General features: G+C 65.6%; 20 protein-coding genes. 11 read left to right on the top strand and 9 right to left on the bottom strand.

The annotated features are described in order from the left end of the window. Nucleotides 1–5: 5 nt before the first annotated feature. From Sj15T_RS08625 to Sj15T_RS08650, 6 genes are all read right to left on the bottom strand, one after another. The gene (locus Sj15T_RS08625; protein WP_013040646.1) at nucleotides 6–2816 is read right to left on the bottom strand and encodes a 2-oxoglutarate dehydrogenase E1 component; all 2811 of its coding nucleotides are present in this window, start codon (nucleotides 2814–2816) and stop codon (nucleotides 6–8) included. Between the two features lie 85 nt (nucleotides 2817–2901). Then, nucleotides 2902–3786 carry a succinate--CoA ligase subunit alpha gene (gene sucD, locus Sj15T_RS08630; protein ID WP_007684281.1) on the bottom strand — a complete coding sequence of 295 codons (885 nt, stop codon included), beginning with the start codon at nucleotides 3784–3786 and terminating at the stop codon, nucleotides 2902–2904. A gap of 102 nt (nucleotides 3787–3888) precedes the next feature. After that, nucleotides 3889–4851 carry a malate dehydrogenase gene (gene mdh / locus Sj15T_RS08635; protein ID WP_007684279.1) on the bottom strand — a complete coding sequence of 321 codons (963 nt, stop codon included), beginning with the start codon at nucleotides 4849–4851 and terminating at the stop codon, nucleotides 3889–3891. Nucleotides 4852–5156: 305 nt separating this feature from the next. Next, a complete protein-coding gene (gene zapE, locus Sj15T_RS08640) occupies nucleotides 5157–6269 on the bottom strand; it encodes a cell division protein ZapE (protein ID WP_013040647.1) in 1113 nt (370 codons plus the stop codon). Next, nucleotides 6266–6712 (bottom strand): PaaI family thioesterase, encoded by a 447-nt coding sequence (locus tag Sj15T_RS08645; RefSeq protein WP_013040648.1) that lies wholly within the window; start codon nucleotides 6710–6712, stop codon nucleotides 6266–6268. The genes zapE and Sj15T_RS08645 overlap by 4 nt, the downstream gene beginning before the upstream one ends. A gap of 34 nt (nucleotides 6713–6746) precedes the next feature. Continuing rightward, a complete protein-coding gene (locus Sj15T_RS08650) occupies nucleotides 6747–7535 on the bottom strand; it encodes a succinate dehydrogenase iron-sulfur subunit (protein ID WP_007684273.1) in 789 nt (262 codons plus the stop codon). Between the two features lie 115 nt (nucleotides 7536–7650). On the opposite strand from Sj15T_RS08650, the gene Sj15T_RS08655 reads away from it, so the two are divergent. Genes Sj15T_RS08655 through Sj15T_RS08665 form a run of 3 tightly spaced genes read left to right on the top strand, consistent with a single transcriptional unit; the run spans nucleotide 7651 to nucleotide 10291 of the window. Then, nucleotides 7651–8763 carry a glycosyltransferase gene (locus Sj15T_RS08655; protein ID WP_013040649.1) on the top strand — a complete coding sequence of 371 codons (1113 nt, stop codon included), beginning with the start codon at nucleotides 7651–7653 and terminating at the stop codon, nucleotides 8761–8763. Nucleotides 8764–8786: 23 nt separating this feature from the next. After that, nucleotides 8787–9866, top strand: coding sequence for a CDP-alcohol phosphatidyltransferase family protein (locus Sj15T_RS08660; protein WP_253720653.1), 1080 nt, complete (start codon nucleotides 8787–8789; stop codon nucleotides 9864–9866). Continuing rightward, nucleotides 9863–10291 (top strand): HIT family protein, encoded by a 429-nt coding sequence (locus Sj15T_RS08665; protein ID WP_013040651.1) that lies wholly within the window; start codon nucleotides 9863–9865, stop codon nucleotides 10289–10291. The genes Sj15T_RS08660 and Sj15T_RS08665 overlap by 4 nt, the downstream gene beginning before the upstream one ends. On the opposite strand, the gene Sj15T_RS08670 is transcribed toward Sj15T_RS08665, so the two are convergent. Continuing rightward, nucleotides 10279–11046, bottom strand: a complete 768-nt coding sequence (locus Sj15T_RS08670) for a phosphocholine cytidylyltransferase family protein (RefSeq protein ID WP_013040652.1) — start codon at nucleotides 11044–11046, stop codon at nucleotides 10279–10281. The two genes, Sj15T_RS08665 and Sj15T_RS08670, sit on opposite strands and share 13 nt — an antisense overlap. A 119-nt stretch (nucleotides 11047–11165) precedes the next feature. On the opposite strand from Sj15T_RS08670, the gene Sj15T_RS08675 reads away from it, so the two are divergent. Further along, nucleotides 11166–12497 carry an oligosaccharide flippase family protein gene (locus Sj15T_RS08675; protein WP_013040653.1) on the top strand — a complete coding sequence of 444 codons (1332 nt, stop codon included), beginning with the start codon at nucleotides 11166–11168 and terminating at the stop codon, nucleotides 12495–12497. Between the two features lie 3 nt (nucleotides 12498–12500). On the opposite strand, the gene Sj15T_RS08680 is transcribed toward Sj15T_RS08675, so the two are convergent. Continuing rightward, on the bottom strand, nucleotides 12501–13604 hold the full coding sequence (locus tag Sj15T_RS08680; RefSeq protein WP_013040654.1) for an FAD-dependent oxidoreductase: 1104 nt from the start codon (nucleotides 13602–13604) through the stop codon (nucleotides 12501–12503). Next, nucleotides 13601–14581, bottom strand: coding sequence for an alpha/beta hydrolase (locus Sj15T_RS08685; protein WP_013040655.1), 981 nt, complete (start codon nucleotides 14579–14581; stop codon nucleotides 13601–13603). The genes Sj15T_RS08680 and Sj15T_RS08685 overlap by 4 nt, the downstream gene beginning before the upstream one ends. Before the next feature lie 63 nt (nucleotides 14582–14644). Here Sj15T_RS08685 and Sj15T_RS08690 point away from each other — a divergent pair, with 63 nt between their 5' ends. From Sj15T_RS08690 to Sj15T_RS08720, 7 genes are all read left to right on the top strand, one after another. Beyond that, nucleotides 14645–15097 (top strand): prepilin peptidase, encoded by a 453-nt coding sequence (locus Sj15T_RS08690; RefSeq protein WP_007684264.1) that lies wholly within the window; start codon nucleotides 14645–14647, stop codon nucleotides 15095–15097. A gap of 52 nt (nucleotides 15098–15149) precedes the next feature. Further along, a complete protein-coding gene (gene cpaB / locus Sj15T_RS08695; protein ID WP_013040657.1) occupies nucleotides 15150–16166 on the top strand; it encodes a Flp pilus assembly protein CpaB in 1017 nt (338 codons plus the stop codon). Between the two features lies 1 nt (nucleotide 16167). Then, nucleotides 16168–17667, top strand: coding sequence for a type II and III secretion system protein family protein (locus tag Sj15T_RS08700; protein WP_013040658.1), 1500 nt, complete (start codon nucleotides 16168–16170; stop codon nucleotides 17665–17667). Between the two features lie 17 nt (nucleotides 17668–17684). Next, nucleotides 17685–18353 carry a CpaD family pilus assembly protein gene (locus Sj15T_RS08705; protein WP_013040659.1) on the top strand — a complete coding sequence of 223 codons (669 nt, stop codon included), beginning with the start codon at nucleotides 17685–17687 and terminating at the stop codon, nucleotides 18351–18353. Nucleotide 18354: 1 nt separating this feature from the next. After that, nucleotides 18355–19641: a pilus assembly protein CpaE gene (locus Sj15T_RS08710; protein ID WP_007684258.1), complete on the top strand. Its 1287-nt coding sequence runs from the start codon at nucleotides 18355–18357 to the stop codon at nucleotides 19639–19641. Nucleotides 19642–19711: 70 nt separating this feature from the next. After that, on the top strand, nucleotides 19712–20710 hold the full coding sequence (locus Sj15T_RS08715; RefSeq protein WP_007684256.1) for a type II secretion system F family protein: 999 nt from the start codon (nucleotides 19712–19714) through the stop codon (nucleotides 20708–20710). 13 nt (nucleotides 20711–20723) lie between these two features. Continuing rightward, on the top strand, nucleotides 20724–21716 hold the full coding sequence (locus tag Sj15T_RS08720; RefSeq protein WP_007684254.1) for a type II secretion system F family protein: 993 nt from the start codon (nucleotides 20724–20726) through the stop codon (nucleotides 21714–21716). The last annotated feature ends 46 nt before the right edge of the window (nucleotides 21717–21762 follow it).

Below are 21762 nucleotides of genomic sequence, written 5' to 3' on the forward strand. Positions count from 1 at the left end.
CTTGTTCAGCCTTTCTTCTGGCGACGGATTTCTTCACGCACGCTGTGACCCAGCGCATCGGCGACGAGGGCGCCCTGTTCGGCGACATGGCGCTTGGCAAGGCCCGTGGCGGGCGACGCCGACGCCTTGCGGCCCGCATAGCGGGCGCGCATCGGCGCCTTGCCGGCGGTGGCCAGCGCTTCCTCGATATAGGGCTCCACGAAGAACCAGGCGCCGTTGTTGCGCGGTTCCTCCTGACACCAGACGACCTCTTCCAGATGCGTCATGCGCTCTATGCGCTTGGCGAGGGCGTCGGTCGCGAACGGATAGATCTGTTCGATGCGAACGATCTGCACGTCCGTGTCGCCAGCCGCGTCGCGGGCCTCCATCAGGTCGTAGAAGACCTTGCCGGAGCAGAGCACCAGGCGGCGGGTATCCTTGTCGGCTGCCCCATTGGGGTCCGACAGGATGCGCTTGAAGTGCGTTTCGCCCAGGAAGTCCTCCGCCTTGCTGACCGCCAGCTTGTGGCGCAGCAACGACTTGGGGGCCATGATGATCAGCGGCTTGCGGAAGGGCCGCAGCATCTGGCGACGCAGGACATGGAAGTAATTGGCCGGGGTCGTGATGTTCGCGACCTGGATATTTCCTTCCGCGCAAAGCTGGAGATACCGCTCCAGACGCGCCGAGCTATGTTCCGGACCCTGGCCTTCATAGCCGTGCGGCAGCAGGCAGACGAGACCGTTGGACCGCAGCCACTTGGTCTCCGACGACGCGATATACTGGTCGAAGATGATCTGCGCGCCATTGGCGAAGTCGCCGAACTGCGCTTCCCAGAGCACGAGGCTCTTGGGATCGGCCAGCGCGAAGCCATATTCGAAGCCCAGCACGCCATATTCGGAGAGCGGCGAGTCCAGCACCTCGAACCGGCCGTGCGGCACGGTGGAGAGCGGGACATATTTCGATTCCGTATCCTGGTCGGTCCAGACGGCGTGACGCTGGCTGAAGGTGCCGCGTCCGGAGTCCTGACCCGACAGGCGGACGCCATAGCCCTCCGACAGCAGCGATCCGAAAGCCAGGGCCTCGCCGGTCGCCCAGTCGAAATTCTCGCCGGACTTGAACATCTCCGCCTTGGCGTCGATCACGCGCTTGAGCGTCTTGTGGACGTTGAGGCCCTCCGGAATCGCGGTCAGCGTCTTGCCCAGGCTGTCAAACAGCTTCTGGCTGATCGCGGACTCCACGCTCTGGCGGGTGGTCTCGGCGTCGGCGGGCTTGTGTAGGCCCGACCAGCGGCCGGCGAACCAGTCCGCCTTGTTGGGCTTGTAGCTCTTGGCCGCCTCGAACTCTTCCTCCAGATGATTGACGAAATCGCCCGTCACCTGATTGACGAAGGCGTCGTCGACGACGCCTTCGGCCTTCAGCCGCGCCGAATAGACGTCGCTGACCGGCGGATGCTGGCGGATCTTCGCGTACATTTGCGGCTGGGTGAAGGACGGTTCGTCGCCTTCATTATGGCCGAAGCGGCGATAGCACCACATGTCGATCACGATGTCGCGATGGAAGGTCTGGCGATATTCCATCGCCAGCTTGCACGCGAAGGTGACGGCTTCCGGATCGTCGCCATTGATGTGCAGGATCGGCGCCTGCACGCCCTTCGCCACGTCGCTGGGATAGGGCGAGCCGCGGGAGAATTGCGGGCTGGTGGTGAAGCCGATCTGGTTGTTGACGATGAAGTGGATGCAGCCGCCGGTATTGTAGCCGCTGACGCCGGAAAAGCCGAGGCATTCCCAGACGATGCCCTGCCCCGCGAAGGCCGCGTCGCCATGGATCAGCACGGGCAGCACCTGCTCATGCCTGGTCAGGTCGTCGCGGAAGGTCTGCTGCGCGCGGACCTTGCCCAACACCACCGGATCGACGGTTTCGAGGTGCGACGGGTTGGGGACCAGCGACATATGGACCTTGACGCCGTCGAACTCGCGGTCGGTCGAGGTGCCGAGGTGATATTTCACGTCGCCTGAACCGCCGACATCCTCCGGATTGGCGGTGCCGCCGGAAAATTCGTGGAAGATGACGCGGAAGCCCTTGGCCATCACATTGGCCAGCACGTTCAGGCGGCCGCGATGGGCCATGCCGTAGACGATCTCGCGAACGCCCTGCGCGCCGCCATATTTGATGATGGCTTCCAGCGCGGGGATCATCGATTCGCCGCCGTCCAGGCCGAAGCGCTTGGTGCCGACATATTTGCGGCCCAGGAACTTCTCATATTGCTCGGCGTGGATCACCTTGGCCAGGATCGCCCTCTTGCCTTCCGGCGTGAAGTGGATTTCCTTGTCCTTGCCCTCCAGGCGCTCCTGGAGGAAACGGCGTTCCTCCACGTCCGCAATGTGCATATATTCCAGGCCGACATTGCCGCAATAATTGGCGCGCAGGATCGCCACGATCTCGCGCACGGTGGCATATTGCAGGCCCAGCGTGCCGCCCAGATAGACCTTCTTGTCGAGGTCGTTCAGGCCATGATATTCCGGCGTCAGGTCGGCCGGCAGGTCGCGCTGGGTCAGCCCCAGCGGGTCGAGATTGGCGGCCAGATGACCGCGCACGCGATAGGTGCGGATCAGCATCTGGGCGCGGATCGCGTCGTCGGCGGCGCTGACGGCGTCGGCGTCGGAAACCGCCTTGCCATTGGCCTTGGCGGCGGCCTTCACGGCCACCTGCATCTGCGTGGGGTCCAGCGCCCCGGTCAGGTCGTCGGTGTCGATCGGCGGCCAGTTGGTGCGCGCCCAGCTCGGTCCGTGCTCGATGTCCCCAACGCCGTCAAAAACTTCCTGGTTCTCGTAACCCATTTCTCTCGTCCCATGCCAACCGCGTGCAGTCGCGGAGCGGGGTAACCGATGGCCGGGGTGCAGCCCGGCCATCGCTTTCGGCCGATCAGCCCTTCAGCACTTCCAGCAGGGTCGTGCCCAGTTCGGACGGGCTGGCGGCGACCTTGATGCCGGCCGCTTCCATCGCGGCGATCTTGCTTTCCGCATCGCCCTTGCCGCCCGACACGATCGCGCCGGCATGGCCCATGCGACGGCCCGGAGGCGCCGTGCGGCCCGCGATGAAGCCGGCCATCGGCTTCTTGCGGCCCTTCTTGGCCTCGTCGATCAGGAACTGGGCGGCCTGTTCTTCCGCGTCGCCGCCGATTTCGCCGATCATGATGATCGATTCGGTGGCGTCGTCGGCCAGGAACAGTTCCAGCACGTCGATGAAATTGGTGCCGTTGACCGGATCGCCGCCAATGCCGACGGCCGTTGTCTGGCCCAGGCCCGCATTGCTGGTCTGGAACACCGCCTCATAGGTCAGCGTGCCGGAGCGCGAGACGACGCCGACGCTGCCCTTGGAGAAGATGTTGCCCGGCATGATGCCGATCTTGCATTCGCCGGGCGTCAGCAGGCCGGGGCAGTTGGGGCCGATCAGGCGCGACTTGCTGCCCGACAGGGCGCGCTTCACCTTCACCATGTCCAGCACCGGAATGCCCTCGGTGATGCAGACGATCAGCGGGATTTCCGCATCGATCGCTTCCAGGATCGAGTCGGCCGCGAACGGCGGCGGGACGTAGATGACCGATGCGTCGGCGCCGGTCTTCGCCTTCGCCTCGGCGACGGTGTCGAACATCGGCAGGCCGATATGCGTCGTGCCGCCCTTGCCGGGCGTGACGCCGCCGACCATCTGCGTGCCATAGGCCAAAGCGGTTTCGGTGTGGAAGGTGCCGGTGGCGCCGGTCATCCCTTGGGTGATGACCTTGGTGTTCTTGTTCACCAGAATGGACATGAGCGTCCCTTCATTGTCTGTGGACGTGGCACTTTGGGTCTAAAGGCGGACCGACCCAGGCTGCGCACTCACCTGGGACGGTCCGGTGCAAGCTCGTGCGGATCAGGCCAGCGAAGGATCGATGCCCTTGCAGGCTTCCAGAAGCTCCTTCACGGCGTCGACCGACACCTGAAGGTTGGCCTTGGCCTCGTCGTCCAGCTCGATCTCAACGACCTGCTCGACGCCGTCCTTGCCGATGATCACGGGCACGCCGACATAGAGGTTGTCGACGCCATATTGGCCGGTCAGGTTCGCGGCGCAGGGCAGCAGGCGCTTCTGGTCGAACAGATAGGCCTCCGCCATGGCGATGCCGCTGGTGGCGGGCGCGTAGAAGGCCGATCCGGTCTTCAGCAGGGCGACGATCTCGCCGCCGCCCGAACGGGTGCGCTGCACGATGGCGTCGATGCGTTCCTTGGTCGAACGGCCCTGCTTGATGAGGTCGGGGATGGGGATGCCGGCGACGGTCGAATATTCCACGACCGGAACCATGGTATCGCCATGGCCGCCGAGCACAAAGCTGTTCACTTCCTTGACCGACACCTGGAATTCCTCGGCCAGGAAGTGGCTGAAGCGGGCGGAGTCGAGAACGCCCGCCATGCCGACGACCTTGTTGTGCGGCAGGCCGGAAAATTCGCGCAGCGCCCACACCATCGCGTCCAGCGGGTTGGTGATGCAGATGACGAAGGCGTTGGGAGCGTTGTTCTTGATGCCCTCGCCCACGGCCTTCATGACCTTGAGGTTGATGCCCAGCAGGTCGTCGCGGCTCATGCCCGGCTTGCGGGCGACGCCGGCGGTGACGATGATGACGTCCGCGTCCTTGATGTCGGCATAATCGTTGGTGCCGGTGATCTTGGCGTCGAAGCCTTCGACCGGGCCGCACTGCGACAGGTCGAGCGCCTTGCCCTGCGGCACGCCTTCGACGACGTCGAACAGCACGATGTCGCCCAGGCCCTTGAGAGCCGCGAGATGCGCGAGGGTGCCACCGATATTACCAGCGCCGATGAGCGCGATCTTCTTACGGGCCATATGCAATCATCCTCCAAGCCGTAAACCGGAACCGCATGTGCGCTTAGGCCTATCCGGCCGAGGTTTCAACCGCGCAAAAGCCCTCAGGCCAATTTATCTTTGCAATTCATTCGCAGTTGCATTAATAGGGCTGCCGCCTCTGTTGCCCAAGCGCTCCTACCCTGGCGCATGGCCCTTCCCCGCAGCGGCCACCTGCCGCACGCCTCCCTTGACGGGGGCGTGCGGACCCTTTTCGCGAAACCGGATTGCAGGGGAACAAGCGTTTTGGTCCAGTCATACTGAACCCAATCCATCGCGTGCCGGGGCTATTTCTCGCCGTGACCCAGCGCCAGATAATCGTCGGACTGCATTTCCATCAGGCGCGACACGGTGCGCTCGAACTCGAACGCGCCGTCCCCTTCGGGATAAAGGCGCGCCGGCTCCGCATCGGCGGAGGCGAGCAGCTTCACCTTATATTCGTAGAGCGCGTCGATCAGCGTCACGAACCGGGCCGCCTCGTTGCGCTTCTCCGGCCCCAGCACCGGAATGCCGACGATGATGACGGTATGATATTTGCGCGCGATCGCCAGATAGTCGGGCGCGCCCCGCGCCTCGGCGCAGAGGCGCTTGAAGGAAAAGACCGCCACGCCCTTCAGGCTCTTGGGCACATGGAGCGTGCGGCCGCCCTGGACCTTGATCTCCTCGACCGGCACCTTGGCCCGGTCCTCCACCGGATAGTCGGTCAGGCGGAAAAAGGCCTCCGACAGCGCCCTCGTCGCCTCCGGCCCGTTGGGCGCATGCCATAGCTGCGCATCGCCCAGGCGGTCGAGCCGATAGTCGGTCGGCCCGTTCAGGGTCATGACGTCCAGCTTCGCCTTGATAAGGTCGATGAAGGGCAGGAAAAGCTGGCGGTTGAGGCCGTTCTTGTAGAGTTCGTCCGGCTCGCGGTTGGATGTGGTGACGATCGTCACCCGCCTTTCCATCAGGCCGGTGAACAGCCGCGACATGATGGCGGCGTCGGCCATGTTGTTGACGACCATCTCGTCGAAGCAGAGCAGCCGCGCCTCCTCCGCCAGCGAATCCACCACCGGCGGGATCGGATCGCCCGCCTCCGACTTGCGCGCCTCGGCCAGCCGGGCGTGGACGTCGAGCATGAATTCGTGGAAATGGGCGCGCTTCTTGCGCTGGATATGCACCGTGTCGAAGAACAGGTCCATCAGCATCGATTTGCCGCGACCCACGCCGCCCCACATGTAAAGGCCGCGCGGCGGCTCGGGCGCCTTGCGCAGCAGCTTCCACAGGGTCGAACCGCGCGGCGGCGACGCCTCCAGCTCCTGTTGCAGCCCGTCGAGTCGCACTGCCGCCGCCCGCTGGTCGGGGTCGGGCCGCAATTCGCCCGCGGCCACGAGCGCGTCGTAACGGGCGAGGACGCTGCTCACTTGGAAAGCGGCTTCCTGGCTTCGGGCGCCTTGCGCACGGTCGCGTTCGATGCCGCGATCAGATCGTCATCCTGGAAAACGGTCAGGCGCAGGAACATCAGCCGTCCGGTTTCGCGCAGCAACTCCACCTCCGCGCGCAGGACGGGACCGATCTTTCCGGAACCACAATATTGCATGCCAAGGTCAACGGTCACCGCCGCCGCCTGTTCCGGACGGCCCATCGCCGCCAGGGCGGCGAAATAGGCATGGTCGGCAAAGGCCGCCAGCAAGCCGCCGTGCAGCAGGCCCAGGCGGTTGGCGTGCGACGGCCTGCTTTCCAGCATGACCGTCGCCCTGTCCGCCGCGTCGCTGCGCGAATAGCTGGTGCCGATGGCTGAATCGAGGAAGGTTCCCGGCGCCGTATCGGTCCAGCATGACCAGCCCGCCCAGGGCCCTTCGGCCACCGGGCTCAGACGACCCGTTCCGCCGCTCACCGCGTCAGAGCTGCCGTTCGACCATCATCTTCTTGGTTTCCGCGATCGCCTTCGCCGGGCTCAGTCCCTTGGGGCAGACATTCGCGCAGTTCATGATGGTGTGGCAGCGATAGAGACGGAAGGGATCTTCCAGTTCGTCCAGGCGCTCCCCGGTATATTCGTCGCGGCTGTCGGCCAGCCAGCGATAGGCCTGGAGCAGGATCGCCGGACCCAGGAACTTGTCGCTGTTCCACCAGTAGCTGGGGCAGGAGGTCGAGCAGCAGGCGCACAGGATGCACTCGTAGAGGCCGTCCAGCTTCTCGCGGTCGGCGGGCGACTGGAGCCGTTCCTTGCCGCTGGGCGCCGGGCTGACGGTTTGCAGCCAGGGCTTGATGCTGTTGTACTGCGCGTAGAAATGGGTGAAGTCGGGGACCAGATCCTTGATAACGTCCATATGCGGCAGCGGCGTGACGCGCACTTCCTTGCCCGCGCATTCCTCGATCGAGGTGGTGCAGGCCAGGCCGTTGCGGCCGTTCATGTTCATCGAGCAGGAGCCGCAAATACCCTCGCGGCAGGAACGGCGGAAGGTCAGCGTCGGATCATATTCGTTCTTGATCTTCAGCAGCGCGTCCAGGACCATCGGCCCGCAATTGTCGAGATCGATCTCGAACGTGTCGTAGCGCGGATTCTGCCCGGAGTCGGGATCGTAGCGATAGACCTTGAAGCTCTTGACGTTCGTCGCGCCGTCCGGCGCCTTGTGGGTTGCGCCCTTGGCGCTGATCTTGCTGTTCTTGGGCAACGAAAATTCGGCCATTGACACTTTCCTTGCTAGTTGCCGGTGCCATTAGCCGCTTGAACCGTCCATCTCAATACCCTAGTTGCGCCCTATTCGGACCATAAGGCCGGTTTTTCAGAGTTGATCCATTTTCATGACGAAAATCGCTCTTGTCACTTATGAAATGAACCAAGGCGGCACCAATCGCGTCCTATGCCAGCTGGCGGACGGCTTCGCGGCCTCAGGTTACGAAACGACGATTCTCTCCTGCACTTCGGCCGGCGTCCTGAATGCCCATTTCAGCAACAGCCTGCGACAAGGGGTAAAGACCGTCTCTTTCAGCAATGTCGCCTGGAGGAGCAGAAGCTGGGGGCAGGTTCGCACCTTCTTTCGCTACACGCGCTGGCTGACAGAAACCAAACCGGACATCGTGCTGGCGACCGGCAACAATATAAGCTGGTTCACGGGCATCGGCGCGCTGCTGGCCCCCACGCGCACGCCCCGGCTGCTCATCAAGACGACGAACCCCATCATCCGCGAACGGGACAGCCGCTTCATCACCGCCATACGCAGGCGGGTATATGGCGCGCTGTTCCGCAGGGCGGAAAAGGTGCTGACCTTGAGCGACGCGGAAACCGCCATGCTGCAGCGCCAGTTCGCCGCGAATTCCAACAAGTTCACCACCGTCTTCAATGCTTATATAACCCAGTCCTTCGACCGGCCCGGACTGGCCCCGGCTGCCCGCAGCGACAGGAAGGTCGTCGCCGGCGTCGGCCGCCTGGTCGCGCAGAAGAATTTTCCGCGCCTCCTGCGAGCCTTTGCGCAGGGAACGGACGAAAACGTCATCCTGAAGATAGCCGGAGACGGACCGGACAGGAAAGCGCTGGAGGATCTGGCCCGTGAACTGGGCATTGCGGATCGGGTGCATTTCCTGGGCTTCGTGCAGGATATTCCCGCGCTGCTCGCCGACGCTGACCTCTTCATATTGTCGTCGGATTATGAAGGACTGCCTGCCGTCGTCGTCGAGGCTCTGGGGTGCGATTGCCCGGTCATCGCCACGGATTGCTTCGCCAATGCCCGGGATTTGCTGGAAGGCCTGCCGGGATGCCGGGTCACGGAACTCAGCGCGGAAGCGCTCGCGGACGCTCTGCGTGACTGGTTGAATGCGGACGCCCCCCGTCCATCGCTGCGCGATTATGCGGAACCATATACCACCGCCTCGTCGGTTCGCAGCCATTTGGCAGCCATGCGACTTTCCGTTGCATGAATCCGTCAAACGGGCAGACGATCATGACCGCGCTCGGCCCGGTGCGGCTGCTGGGCGAAAACGCCACCCGCATCTGGGGCATGTCCAATGCCGAACGATGCCGCCGCATGGCCGAAAGCTCCGCGAAGAACGGCAGCGCGTTGGCGGACGGCCATGAACTGCTGTTCAACCTGGCCTACGCCTTCGATCCGATGCTGCTGCGGCTGGCGCTGGAGGAGCCGGGGACGGTCTTCGCCTGGGGCGCGGCGCCCATCGTCGGACAGGTGCCGGCGGGCAGCGATCCGCTGGGCGCGGCGCATGTCGTCGATCTTTCGGACGGGCGGAAGCTCTACAACCGGCAACTCCGCAAGCTGGAACAACCCTTCGTCCGGGAACTCACCCCCGCCACCCGGCGCGACATAGAGCGGCAAAGCTATTTCGGCGCCTATAAGGGCGTCACCGACCTGCTCACCAAATATCTCTGGCCCGAACTGGCGCTTTGGCTGACTCGGCTGGCCGCTTCCATCGGCATGACGCCCAATATGGTGACGGCCATCGGCGCGACGCTCTGCGTGGCCGCGACCTGGTTCTTCGCGCAGGGACTTTATTGGACGGGCATGCTCGCCGGCTTCGTCTTCATGGTGCTGGACACGGTGGACGGGAAGCTGGCGCGCTGCACCATCACCTCGTCCAAATGGGGCAATGTCGCGGACCATGGCGTGGACCTGATCCACCCGCCCTTCTGGTGGTATTTCTGGGGCGTGGGGCTTTCGGCCTGGGGGCTGGCGCTGTCGGCGCGGGACTTTGCGCTGGTGATGGCGGCGGTGATCGCGGGCTATGTTCTCCAACGGGTGATCGAGGGAATGTTCATCAAGGACTTCGGGATGGACATCCATGTCTGGCAGCGGTTCGACAGCCGGTTCCGCCTGATCACCGCGCGGCGCAATCCGAACATGGTGATCCTGTTCGTCGCGCTGCTGGCCGGACGTCCGGACATCGGCCTGATCGCATTGGCCTGGTGGACGATCATCTCGCTGGCCGTCCATGCCGTCCGGCTGGTGCAGGCCTATGGCGCGAAGCGCGCCGGGCGGCCCGTCGTCAGTTGGATGGAGGCAGGCGCATGAACGCGACCATCGAGAAATTCGGTTATCCCTCCACACTGATCGCGGAGTTCGCGCACTGGCTGGTGCTGCTGCGCCCCGCCCAGCCGACGCTGGGATCGCTGGTGCTGGCGGCGAAATCCGACGCGGAGGCCTTTGGCGACCTGCCGCCGGCAGCCCATGCCGAACTGGCGAGCGTGACCAAGGCGATCGAAAGCGCGCTCGGCCAGGCGGTCGGCTACGGCAAGATCAACTATCTGATGCTGATGATGGTGGACCCGCATGTCCATTTCCATGTGCTGCCCCGCTATGAGGGCAGCCGCGAACATGCAGGCGTTGCGGTCCCCGATGCCGGATGGCCGGGACAACCCGACCTGGGCAGCGCGGCGAAACTTTCGCCGGAGCAGATCGCCGCGCTGACCGGCTGGCTCAAACTCTACTTCGCGTAGCGCCCTTCGGCCAGCCAGCGGGCGGTGAGCGCATTCGCCGCCTCCACATCCTGCGGGAAGTCGACTTCCTGCCAGTCCAGCCCCTCGATGGAGACGGTGCCGACCCGGTTGCCCTTGGCGATGATGTCGATGGCGCGCAGATACCAGCGCTCCACCCCTTCGGGCGTGCGCATCATCTGGTCGATCTGGTTGCGGAAAATCGCGGCCCCCTCTCCCTTGAAGGCCAGCATGCCGATGGATTCGGCATTGGTGTCGTGCGGCAGCAACCGCTTGCCGATGGCGAGCAGGCGCCCCGTCTCGTCCCGGTTCACCTTCATGTCGTCATCGTCATAGTCGCCGGGCTTGACGTCCACGGTCACGGTGATGGCGTCCTGCGCCCCCGCGATCAGCTTCGCCACGATCTCGTCCGAAACGATGGTATCGCCGTTCAGGATGATGAAGTCCCGGTCCATCTCCTCCCGCACGATCCAGCAGGTGCCGAGATTGTCCGCCACCTGGAAGAAGGGGTTGAATACGGTGCGGATGCGCGCGCCGGTTTCGCGATAGAGTTGCAGGGCATGGTCCTCCACCCGTTCGGTGCGGAAGCCGGTGACGACGACGATGTCGGTCACGCCGTTCGCCACCAGCGCGGCGACCTGCCAGCTTATGAGAGTCCGGCCGTTGAAGTCGATCATGCATTTGGGCACGTCGCGGGTCAGCGGCAGCAGGCGCGATCCCTGGCCCGCGGAAAGGATGATGGCTTTCGAAATAGTCATGGGGCGGGGCATTAAAGCAAAGACCGGCCGATGGACAGGGTGTGTTGCATCGCAGCCGGCCCAATCCTAGATAGGCGCGCGCCCCAGCGACGGCGTTGCATCGAAAGGCCGGAACCCAAGTGACGATCAAGCGCGGATCGGGTGGCGCTCAGGAAGGCTTCGCCCGCATCCTGGCGAACACCGGCTGGCTGCTGGGCGGCAAGGGCGTGGGCGCGGTGCTGAGCCTTGCCTATCTCGCCATCGTCACGCGGACCCTGGGCGTCGCGGATTTCGGCCGCTTCGCGCTGGTGCTGAGCGCCACCGGCCTCATCCAGACGCTGGTCAATTTCGACAGTTGGCAGATCGTGGTACGCTACGGCCAGCCGCATCTGGCGTCCGGCAATGGCGACGCGCTGAACCGGGTGCTGCGCTTCTGCATCCTGATCGACCTGGGTTCGGCCGTCGCGGGCGGGCTGATCGCGGCGTTCATCATCCTCGCCTTCGGGCCGCTGATGCAATTGTCGGCGGGCATGGGTTGGCAGGCATGGATCTTCTGCATGGTGATGATGATCACCATCCGCTCCAGCCCGACCGGCGTGCTGCGGCTGTTCGACCGATTCGATACCGGCGCCTTCGCCGAAACCATGATTCCGGTCGGGCGCATGATCGGCGCGGCGCTCGCCTGGATGCTGATGCCCAATGTCACCGGCTTCCTGATTGCCTGGGGCGCTGCCGAACTGCTCTGCGCGATCAGCTACTGGTGGCTTGCGCTGCGCGTTGGGGGCGACAGGCTCGGAAGCTGGCGGGCCGGCCGGGCGCTGGACGCGCGCAGGGAAAATCCCGGCATCGTCGGCTTCCTCACCGCCACCAATTTGCAGACGACCCTGTCCTCCGTGGGCCAGCAGGTGGCCGTGCTGGTGGTCGGCCTGTTCGCGGGACCGGCGGGGGCCGGCCTCTATCGGCTGGCCAACCAGCTCGCCAATTCCCTGACCAAGATTTCCGGCCTGCTCTCCCGCAGCATCTTCGTGGAATTGAGCCGCACCCATTCCAGCCATGGCCATGAGGCGCTGGGCACGTTGTTCCGGCGGACCAACCGGCTGGCGCTGGTCGCAGGGGCGGTGATCATTGCCCTGATCCTGGCCGTCGGCCATCCCTTGCTGGGCCTGATCGCCGGCAAGGCGTTTCTGCCGGCCTATCCGCTGCTGCTGCTGCTGGGGATAGCGGCCTGCATCGACCTGGTCGGGGTCAGCTATCGTCCGCTGCTGATGGCGACCGACCGGGCCAGCCTTTCGCTGCGCATCACGCTGGTTTCGACTGTGCTGCTGCTGGGGATGCAGGCGGCCTTGCTGCCGATATATGGAACGGTCGGGGCGGCCAGCGCGAATATCGTCGCCTCGATCGCCGGCTTTGCCATGATGGGCCTGGCGAGCCGACGGGTCTTGGCCCGGTCCGACATGAAGGAAGCGGGCTGAAACTTAGCGGAACCGCGCCGGAGAATAAGGCGCCGGATCGATCCCCGCGATCTGCGGCGGCAAAGCCTCTCCCCTGAGAAGGGCAGCGCCCAGCAGAGCCGCCGCGGGCGAGGTCTGGATGCCGAACCCGCCCTGCCCGGCGAACCAGAAAAATCCCCGCGCCGCCGGATCGAAGCCATAGACCGGCGCGCGGTCGCGGGAGAAGCTGCGCAGCCCGGCCCATTTGCGCTCCACCGCCTCGACCGGCCAGTCGACCACCGACTCGAAACGCGCAATCGCCTCCGCCACCGCCATTTCCTCGGGCGCGGCGTCGCAGGGGGGCGATGGTTCCTCGTCATGCGGGGTCAGCCAGACGCGGCCCTCCCCTTCCGGCTTGAAATAGAATTGCGATCCAAGGTCCATGACCAGCGGCAGATCGGCCGAGGGCATGGCCGGCACGCGCAATTGCACCACTGTCCTGCGCAGCGGCGCAATGCCGATGGGCGCCACGCCGCAGGCCCTGGCCACATCGTCGGCCCACGCCCCCGCCGCGTCGACGATCACGCCGCAATCGATCGCGCCCGCATCGGTTTCGATCCGCCAACCGCCGTCCCGCGCTTCGGCGCGCCGCAACGCCGTGGCCAGCCGCACCTCGCCGCCCAGGCGCCGGAACCGCCGCAACCAGGCCTGATGCAGCGCCGCCACGTCGATGTCGCACACCCCCGGCTCCAGCACGCCCAGCGACCATTCCGGCCTTAGTCCGGGGACCAGCGCGGCGGGATCGACCGGAACCAGGTCCACCTTGGCGCCGAACTGCTCCAGCAGACGGTCGCGCGCCGCCGCGTCTCCCGCCCGCCCGACATGCAGCGTCCGGCGCGGCGTCAGAAAGGGGCTTTCGCAAAAGTCCGGATCGGGCGCGGCCAGCATCGGACCCGACGCCGTGGTCAGCGGCTGGACGGCCAGCCCGCCATAGGTCTCCTCCCAGAAGGAGACTGCCCGCCCCGTGGCGTGATAGCCGGCGCTGTCCTCCATCTCCAGCATCAGCACGCCGGCATGTTCCGCCAGCACCGCGCCAAGGCTCGCCCCGGCGATCCCGCCTCCCACGATCACGATGTCGTGCCGGTTCATCCCGCGCCGATCCGGTTCGGGGCGACTTCATCCAGGAAGCGGTCGATGCGCGCCAGCGCGTCCAGCCGCACCGGGTCCAGTTCCCGCAATATCTCATGCGCCGCCTCGCGCCCGTAGACATGCAGCCGCGCGCCGGCGATCCGCGCCGCGATCCGCTCGATGGCGGGCGTGGAGACCAGCCGGTCCGTCCGCGCCGCGAGTATGAGCAAGGGCACCGCGATCCGCTCGATCGCCCCTCCCTTTTCCAGCGCGCGGGTCGAATGCAGCGCCTGCGCCACCCATTTCCAGCTAGGCGGCCCCAGCGCCACCTCCCGCCCATGGTCGCGCCACCACAGTTCATCGGCATAGCGTTCGGGATCGTGGGTCAGCCGCTTCTGCCGCATGCGGCGCTGCCGTTCCGACTCCTCCTTCTGCGTCCAGGCCTGTTTTTCGGCAAAGCCCAGCGCGCACATCGCTTCGGCAATGGCCACCGCCAGCCAGCGGGGCAGCGGCGCGGTGCGCAGGCCCATCATCGGCGCGACGGTCACGGCCGCGTCGGGCGGCGCCATCCCCTCCGCCAGCGCGCGCAGCAGCAGGTGGCCGCCCATGCTGTGCGCGACGATCGCGCTCGGCCCCTCCCCCTGACCGCGCCAATCGGCGGCGAAGGCATCCAGGTCGGCGATCCATTGCCCGAAATCGTCGATATGCCCGCACAGCGGATCAGCGGTCGTGCGGCCCGATCCGCCCTGACCGCGCCAGTCGAAGCCGGTGACCGCCCATCCCCGGTCGGCCCAGTGGCGGATGACCTCAAGATATTTCTCGATCATGTCGCCGCGTCCGCCCAGCACCAGCATCCTGCCGCGACCGCCCTCGCCCAGCCGGTAGCGGCGCAGGCCCCAGCCGTCGGGCGCGGTCCAGTAATCGAGCCGCCCGTCCATCGGCCAGGCGCGCCGGTCGAAGGGAGCGGGAACGAAGCGGGGCGAATCCATGCGCCGCATGGTTACGCTTTGGTAAGCCATGCGGTCTATAGTTTCGAACCCATGATGGGGGATATTTTCCGAATGGCGCTGATCGGCGCCCTGGCATTGCTGCTGATCGTGGCGTCCGTCACAGATCTGCGGTCTCGCATCATTTCCAACCGGCTGAACCTGACGGTGGCCGGGCTGGCGCCGCTCTGGTGGCTGGCCTGCGGCCTGCCGCTCTGGCCGGGCATGGCGGTGCAGTTGCTGGCCGGGCTGATCGTGTTCATGGCGTTCGCCGTCCTGTTCGCGCTCGGCTGCATGGGCGGCGGCGACGTGAAGCTGCTGGGCGCGCTCGCGCTCTGGTTTCCCTGGCAGGCGACCCTGTCGATGCTGATGCTGATGGCGGTGCTGGGGGGCATCGTCACCATCGTGACCGTCGTGCACCATCGCATGACCCGCCGGCTGGGCCAGCCGCAAATCCCCTATGGCATAGCCATCTCGTTCGCGGCGCTTTGGCTGCTTGGCGAACGATATATTAACCAATTTGCGTGAATAAACGGGGGCTCGGGCGCAACTCGTCCGATTGAGGGAGGCGAATTTCATCATGGATGCCAAGAAGATCGTGCTGCTGGTGGGGGCGCTGATCATAGCGGTCACTACAGCCTTGCTTGCACGCAACATGCTGAGTTCGTCGAGCGCTCCCCCGGCGGGCGCGTCGTCCATGCCGGTCGAGGCTGACCAGCCCCATGTGCTGGTCGCGACCAAGGCCCTGCCGGTGGGCACCATTTTGGACGCGGAGAGCTTCCGCTTCCAGCCCTGGCCCAAGGATCTGGTCGAGCAGGCCTATTATATCAAGGGCCAGGCCGACCCCCAGAAGCTGGTGGGCAGCGTCATCCGCACCGCCATTTCCGCCGGCCAGCCGATGACGCTGGGTTCGGTGATCAAGCCGGGCGAGCGCGGCTTCCTGGCCGCCGCACTGGGGCCGGGCATGCGCGCCGTGACCGTGCCGGTGTCGGCGCAGAACAGCGTCGCGGGCTTCGTCTTTCCGGGCGACCGCGTCGACCTGGTGCTGACGCAGAGCGTCAGCGGCGGCGGCGAGGGCGAACCGCTCAAGGTTTCCGAAACCATCCTGCGCAACCTGCGCGTGCTCGCCACCGACCAGCGCATGGACGCGCTGGGCGATGACGGCAAGCCGGTCGTCCAGACCTATTCCAACGTCACCATCGAAGTGACGCCCAAGATCGCCGAGAAGATCGCGGTGGCGCAGACCATCGGCTCGCTCTCGCTCTCGCTGCGCTCTCTGGCGGACAACAGTTCCGAACTGGACGCCGCCATCGCGGGCAGCGACGTGGACCTGCCCGACGGCAGCAATCCCAGCGCGGAAAAGAAGCTGCTGGCCAGCATCGCCGCGCGTCCGGTCGACAAGGGCAGCACCTATTCCACCGGCGCCGACGTCTCGCGCTATCAGCGCAGCAGCGTCCCAGCCAAGCCCTTGCAGAGCATGGGCGCTGGCGGCCCGGCCATGGGCGTGCCGGTCGGCGGAGCCATCGCCGGCCAGGGGCCGGTGATCCGCGTCGCCCGTGGAACCAGTGTGACCGTCGTTCCGGTCGGGGGGAAGTAAGATGAAGGGGTTTACAGTTCACACAGCGGCGGCCAAGCCGCTGCTCGGCCCGGCCATCGCGCTCGGCCTGGCGGTCGCCGTGGCTGCCGCTCCGACGAGCGCGCTCAACGCCGCGCCCGCCTCCATGCAGGACAATGCGATCCTGCTCTCCGTGGGCGGCAGCAAGGTCATCAACCTGCCCGCCAAGATGTCGGACGTGGTGATCGGCGATCCGGACGTGGTCGACGTCCATGTCCGGTCGCAGAACCAGCTTTACCTGATCGCGAAGAAGGCCGGGGAAACCACCGTCTTCGCGACGGCGACCAACGGCAAGGTGCTGTTTTCCGGCACGGTGCGCGTCGGCAACAACCTGACCAGCATCGACGACATGCTGAAGCTGGCGATGCCGAACGCGGACATCGCGGTCAACAAGATGAACGGCATGGTCCTGCTGACCGGCACCATCGCCGCGCCGGAAGACGCGGCGGAGGCCGAAAGGCTGACCCAGGCCTTCGTCGGCAAGGAAGTGACCGTGGTCAGCCGCCTGCGCACCGCGACGCCGCTTCAGGTCAACCTGCAGGTCAAGATTGCTGAAGTGTCCCGCGATGTCGGGCACAAGATCGGCATGAACTGGAAATCGCAGGATCTGACCGGCGGCAAATGGGCCGGCGGCATCGGCGGCGGCACCCGGGACGCCATCACCTTCAACAGCGGCGGCGGGGGAACGTTCAACTTCACAGCGGACGGCGGTTACAGCCTTGGCGGCGTGGCACGCGTGCTGGGCCTCGACATCGGCGCGGTGCTGGACCTGGCGGAATCGAGCGGCCTTGCCACCACCCTCGCCCAGCCCAACCTGACCTCGCTGTCCGGCGAAACCGCCAGCTTCCTGGCGGGCGGCGAATATCCCTACACGGTCAGCAACGGCACGCAGGGCAACAGCATCGAATTCAAGCAATATGGCGTGCAACTGGCCTTCACCCCGACCGTGCTGGCCGATGGCCGCATTTCGCTGCGCGTCCGCCCGACGGTGTCGAGCCTCGACTTCTCCGTCGACTCCAGCGTGCCCGCTCTCAGGAGCCGCACGGCCGAAACCACGGTGGAACTGGGTTCCGGCCAGGCGTTCATGATCGCCGGCCTGCTCAACAACGACACCGCGAACAGCATCAGCAAGGTTCCGGGCATCGGCAACCTGCCGATCCTGGGCAGCCTCTTCAAGTCGCGCAACTTCCAGCGTCATGAGACGGAACTGGTCATCGTCGTCACCCCCTATCTGGTGAAGCCGATGAACGCATCCGACGTGCGCCTGCCGACCGACGGCTTCCGCAACGCCAATGAGGGCCAGGGCCTGTTCCTGCAACAGGGCCATGACGGCATCAGCGGCGCGCACGCGCCGATGCCGAGCCGCGCGCCCGGCGCCCCGGCGCCCACGCCCGGCCCGCAGGCATCGGCCGCTCTGCCGCCCGTCGCCTCCCGTGACATCGGCAAGCGTTCGAAGGACGCCGCGCCGGGCTTCAGCTTCTGATCCGAAGGACGAAAGACATGACTTTCCAGTCTCGCAAGACCCTCTTGCTCTTTGGCGTCCGCCTCGGCACCCTCGCGCTGATGGCGCTGCCGCTCTCCGCCTGCCAGACCGACCAGGCCGCCAATCGCGGCGTGCAGTCGGTCCATCAGCCGGTCGTCAGCAACGCTGCCTTCACCTACGACGTGCAGGCAGGCCCCGATGGCGGCCTCACCGCATCGGAGGCCCGCCGGCTGGACGACTGGTTTGTTTCCATCGGCCTTGGCTATGGCGACCAGGTCGCCATCGCGACGGACGCGGGCTATTACAGCCCGGCCCTGCGCGAAGGCATAGCCGATGTGGTGGCGCGCCACGGCATGCTGGTGGGCGAAGACGGCACCGCCGTCGCCGGCGCCGCGCCGCAAGGGGCCGTCCGCCTGATCGTGCGCCGCGCCATCGCCAGCGTGCCCGGCTGCCCCGACTGGTCCGACAAGCCGGAAACCGACCAGCAATTGGGCACGTCGACCAATTTCGGCTGCGGCGTGAACGGCAATCTGGCGGCGATGATCGCCAATCCGGAGGATCTGGTGCGCGGCCAGACCACCGACAGCGACCTGCGCACCGCCACGTCCAACCGGGCGATTTCGACCTATCGCGAAAAGGCGCCGACCGGCTCCGGCGACCTTAAGACCCTGTCGGGAGGCAATTGACATGAACGCACCCTGGAAACCCGGCGCATCCGGCCAGCGTGACCCCTTCCATGCCTTCGTCTGCGACGATCACAGTTTCGACCTGCTGCGCGTCGTCGCGGCGGAAATGGGCTGGGCGCCGGAAAAGGTGAACAAGGGCGGCATGCGCAACGCCGTGCAGTCCCTGTCGATCACCGCCTCGCCCCAGATCCTGTTCATCGACATGTCGGAAAGCGGCGATCCGCTGAATGACATCAACAGCCTGGCCGAAGTGTGCGAACCCGGCACCGTCGTCATTGCGGCGGGCCAGGTCAATGACGTGCGCCTCTATCGCGACCTGCTGGCCAGCGGCATCCAGGACTATCTGCTCAAACCCTTCGGCGCCGACCAGTTGCGCGATGCGCTGGCCCAGGCGCAGGCGGTGTTCTTCGCGCCCCGCGACGCCGGCCCCGAACGTCCGCATATGACGGCGGCGGTGATCGGCACGCGCGGCGGCGTGGGCGCGTCCAGCATCGCCACCTCGCTCGCCTGGCTGCTCAGCGACAAGCAGAAGCGCCCGACCGCCCTGCTGGACCTGGACGTCCATTTCGGCACCAATGCGCTGGCGATGGACCTGGAGCCGGGCCGCGGCCTGACCGACGCCATCGAAAATCCCAGCCGCATCGACGGGCTGTTCATCGAACGCGCCATGGTGCGCGCAAGCGACACGCTGGCCATATTGTCGGCCGAAGCGCCGATCAGCCAGCCGTTGCTGACCGACGGCGGCGCCTTCTACCAGTTGCTGGAGGAGTTCCGCGCCGCCTTCGAATGCAGCGTCATCGACCTGCCGCGCGCCATGCTGATCCAGCATCCGCACCTGATGAGCGACGTGAACGTCACCGTCGTGGTCACCGAACTGACCCTGGCGGCGGCGCGGGATTCGATCCGCATCCTGTCCTGGCTCAAGACCAATGCCCCGCAATCGCGCGTGCTGGTGGTCGCCAACCGCGTCCATCCCGGCGCCCCGGAAATCAGCCGCAAGGATTTCGAACAGTCGATCGAGCGCAAGGTCGACGTGCTGATCCCCTTCGACCTCAAGGTCGCTTCGCAGGCGGCGAAACTGGGCAAGACTCTGGCGGAAACGGCCAAGGGCAGCAAGGTCGGCGCCGCCTGCAACACCCTGATGGATGCGGTGGTGGGCGCGGCGGAGGATGCGGAGGCCGATGAAGGTCGCCCGACCGCGTCGAAGAAGGGCGATTCCCTGCTGGGCAAGATCAGCGATCTCAAGAGCATGATCCCTTCGCGCCGCAAGGACAAGGCTTCGGCCTGAACAGGACGGGGCGTGCCGCCGAGGGCGGCGCGTCCGCTTTGATGGAACCGGACGGGGAACGGGCAGGCACATGAACGGCAATATCATCCTGATGGCGGTGCTGCTCGCAACCATGCTGGGCCTGGTCGTCATGGCCTTCAGCGGCCCGTCGCCCGAAAAGGCGCAGAAGCGCCGCATGGAACTGATCCGCGGCCGGCACAGCGATTCCACCGACGCCATATTGGAAGCGCGCATGCGCAAGGCGATTTCGAACCGCCCCGCCGGCAATGAAGCGTCGATGCTGGTGTCGCTGGTGCCCAACCCGGAAAACCTTGCCAAGCGCATCCGCATGACCGGCAAGAAATGGACGGTCAGCCAGTATATGACGGCCTGCGCGGTTATATTCTTGGCTCTGTGCGCCCTGCTGATGCTGCGCGGATTCCCGCCGCTGTTCGCGGTGATGCTGGGCCTGGCCGCGGGCCTGGGCCTGCCGCATATGTGGGTCAGCCGTCTGATCAAGGGCCGCGTGCTGAAATTCAATGCCAAATTCCCCGACGCGCTGGAACTGCTGACCCGCGGCCTGCGCTCCGGCCTTCCCATCGCAGAGACGCTGAACGTCGTGTCGAACGAGGTTCCCGGTCCGGTGGGGGAGGAATTCAAGCTGATCACCGAACGCATCAAGATCGGCAAGACGATGGACCAGGCGTTGCAGGAAACCGCCGACCGGCTGGGCACGCCCGAATTCCAGTTCTTCGTGATCAGCCTGGCGATCCAGCGGGAAACCGGCGGCAACCTGGCGGAAACCCTGTCCAACCTTGCCACCGTGCTGCGCCAGCGCGCCCAGATGAAGCTCAAGATCCGCGCCATGTCCTCCGAATCCAAGGCGTCGGCCTATATCATCGGCGTGCTGCCGTTCACGGTCTTCGGCCTGATCTGCTACATCAACTATGATTACATGTCGCCCTTCTTCACGCCCGATCCGGCGGGGTTGTTCGGCCTTTCGACCATGCAGGTGATCGGCATAGGCGGCATGTGCTGGATGAGCATCGGCGCCTTCATCATGGCGCAGATGATCAACTTCGAGATTTGAGGAAGCCGACAAGATGGAAAGCACACCCGTCCCCGCCGGCACCCTTTTCGGCCTGACCGCCACGGATTTCGGCACGCTGCTCGCCGCCCTGGCGACGCTTGCGACGCTGTTCGCCCTCTATGCGGTCATGACCGTGCGCGATCCGATGGCCAAGCGCGTCAAGGCGCTGAACGAACGACGCGAGCAGTTGAAGGCGGGCATCACCGCCTCCACCGCCCGCCGCCGCGCCAAGCTGGTGAAGAAGAACCAGGCGACCGACCAGATGCGGTCGTTTCTTTCCAATCTGAAGGTTCTGCAGGACGATCAACTCAAGGAAGCGCAGATCAAGCTGGCGCAGGCGGGCATCCGTTCGAAGGACTGGGCGGTCGCAGTGATCTTCGGCCGGCTGATCCTGCCCATCGTCATCGGCGGCATGGCGGCGCTGCTGCTCTATGCCGTGGGCATCTACCCGGAATGGGGCGGCGCCAAGCGCTTCATGGCGTTCGCCGGCGCGTTGCTGCTGTCCTACAAGGCGCCCGACATCTTCATCGACAACAAGATTCAGAAGCGTTCCGCCGCGATCCGCAAGGGGCTGCCCGACGCGCTCGACCTGCTGGTGATCTGCGCAGAGGCCGGGTTGACCGTCGACGCCGCCTTCAGCCGCGTCGCCCGCGAACTCGGCAAGGCCTATCCGGAACTGGGCGACGAATTCCACCTGACCGCCATCGAACTCAGCTTCCTTACCGAGCGGCGCATGGCGTTCGAGAATCTGGCCACCCGCGTCAAGCTGGACGCGATCAAGGGCGTGGTCACGACCATGATCCAGACGGAAAAATACGGCACGCCGCTGGCTTCGGCCCTGCGCGTCCTGTCCGCCGAGTTCCGCCACGAACGCATGATGCGCGCCGAGGAAAAGGCCGCGCGCCTGCCCGCGATCATGACCGTGCCGCTGATTCTCTTCATCCTGCCGACCCTCTTCGTCGTCATTCTGGGTCCGGCCGCCTGCTCGATCAGCCAGGCCTTCTAAATTCTGGAGGACGCGGCAAGGGGCGCTGCCGTAGCGTCCCCTGCTG

This window comes from Sphingobium sp. TA15, from assembly GCF_037101235.1.
GTDB classification, from domain to species: domain Bacteria; phylum Pseudomonadota; class Alphaproteobacteria; order Sphingomonadales; family Sphingomonadaceae; genus Sphingobium; species Sphingobium indicum.

What these genes read in the sequence shown, in the direction of transcription:
- Sj15T_RS08625 (WP_013040646.1), bottom strand. Translation starts at nt 2,816, where the DNA reads ATGGGTTACGAGAACCAGGAAGTTTTTGACGGCGTTGGGGACATCGAG.
- Sj15T_RS08660 (WP_253720653.1), top strand. Translation starts at nt 8,787, where the DNA reads ATGACCGCGCTCGGCCCGGTGCGGCTGCTGGGCGAAAACGCCACCCGC.
- cpaB (WP_013040657.1), top strand. Translation starts at nt 15,150, where the DNA reads ATGGATGCCAAGAAGATCGTGCTGCTGGTGGGGGCGCTGATCATAGCG.
- Sj15T_RS08685 (WP_013040655.1), bottom strand. Translation starts at nt 14,581, where the DNA reads ATGCGGCGCATGGATTCGCCCCGCTTCGTTCCCGCTCCCTTCGACCGG.
- Sj15T_RS08705 (WP_013040659.1), top strand. Translation starts at nt 17,685, where the DNA reads ATGACTTTCCAGTCTCGCAAGACCCTCTTGCTCTTTGGCGTCCGCCTC.
- sucD (WP_007684281.1), bottom strand. Translation starts at nt 3,786, where the DNA reads ATGTCCATTCTGGTGAACAAGAACACCAAGGTCATCACCCAAGGGATG.
- Sj15T_RS08720 (WP_007684254.1), top strand. Translation starts at nt 20,724, where the DNA reads ATGGAAAGCACACCCGTCCCCGCCGGCACCCTTTTCGGCCTGACCGCC.
- Sj15T_RS08700 (WP_013040658.1), top strand. Translation starts at nt 16,168, where the DNA reads ATGAAGGGGTTTACAGTTCACACAGCGGCGGCCAAGCCGCTGCTCGGC.
- mdh (WP_007684279.1), bottom strand. Translation starts at nt 4,851, where the DNA reads ATGGCCCGTAAGAAGATCGCGCTCATCGGCGCTGGTAATATCGGTGGC.
- Sj15T_RS08650 (WP_007684273.1), bottom strand. Translation starts at nt 7,535, where the DNA reads ATGGCCGAATTTTCGTTGCCCAAGAACAGCAAGATCAGCGCCAAGGGC.
- Sj15T_RS08680 (WP_013040654.1), bottom strand. Translation starts at nt 13,604, where the DNA reads ATGAACCGGCACGACATCGTGATCGTGGGAGGCGGGATCGCCGGGGCG.
- Sj15T_RS08670 (WP_013040652.1), bottom strand. Translation starts at nt 11,046, where the DNA reads ATGACTATTTCGAAAGCCATCATCCTTTCCGCGGGCCAGGGATCGCGC.
- Sj15T_RS08690 (WP_007684264.1), top strand. Translation starts at nt 14,645, where the DNA reads ATGGCGCTGATCGGCGCCCTGGCATTGCTGCTGATCGTGGCGTCCGTC.
- Sj15T_RS08655 (WP_013040649.1), top strand. Translation starts at nt 7,651, where the DNA reads ATGACGAAAATCGCTCTTGTCACTTATGAAATGAACCAAGGCGGCACC.
- Sj15T_RS08715 (WP_007684256.1), top strand. Translation starts at nt 19,712, where the DNA reads ATGAACGGCAATATCATCCTGATGGCGGTGCTGCTCGCAACCATGCTG.
- Sj15T_RS08710 (WP_007684258.1), top strand. Translation starts at nt 18,355, where the DNA reads ATGAACGCACCCTGGAAACCCGGCGCATCCGGCCAGCGTGACCCCTTC.
- Sj15T_RS08665 (WP_013040651.1), top strand. Translation starts at nt 9,863, where the DNA reads ATGAACGCGACCATCGAGAAATTCGGTTATCCCTCCACACTGATCGCG.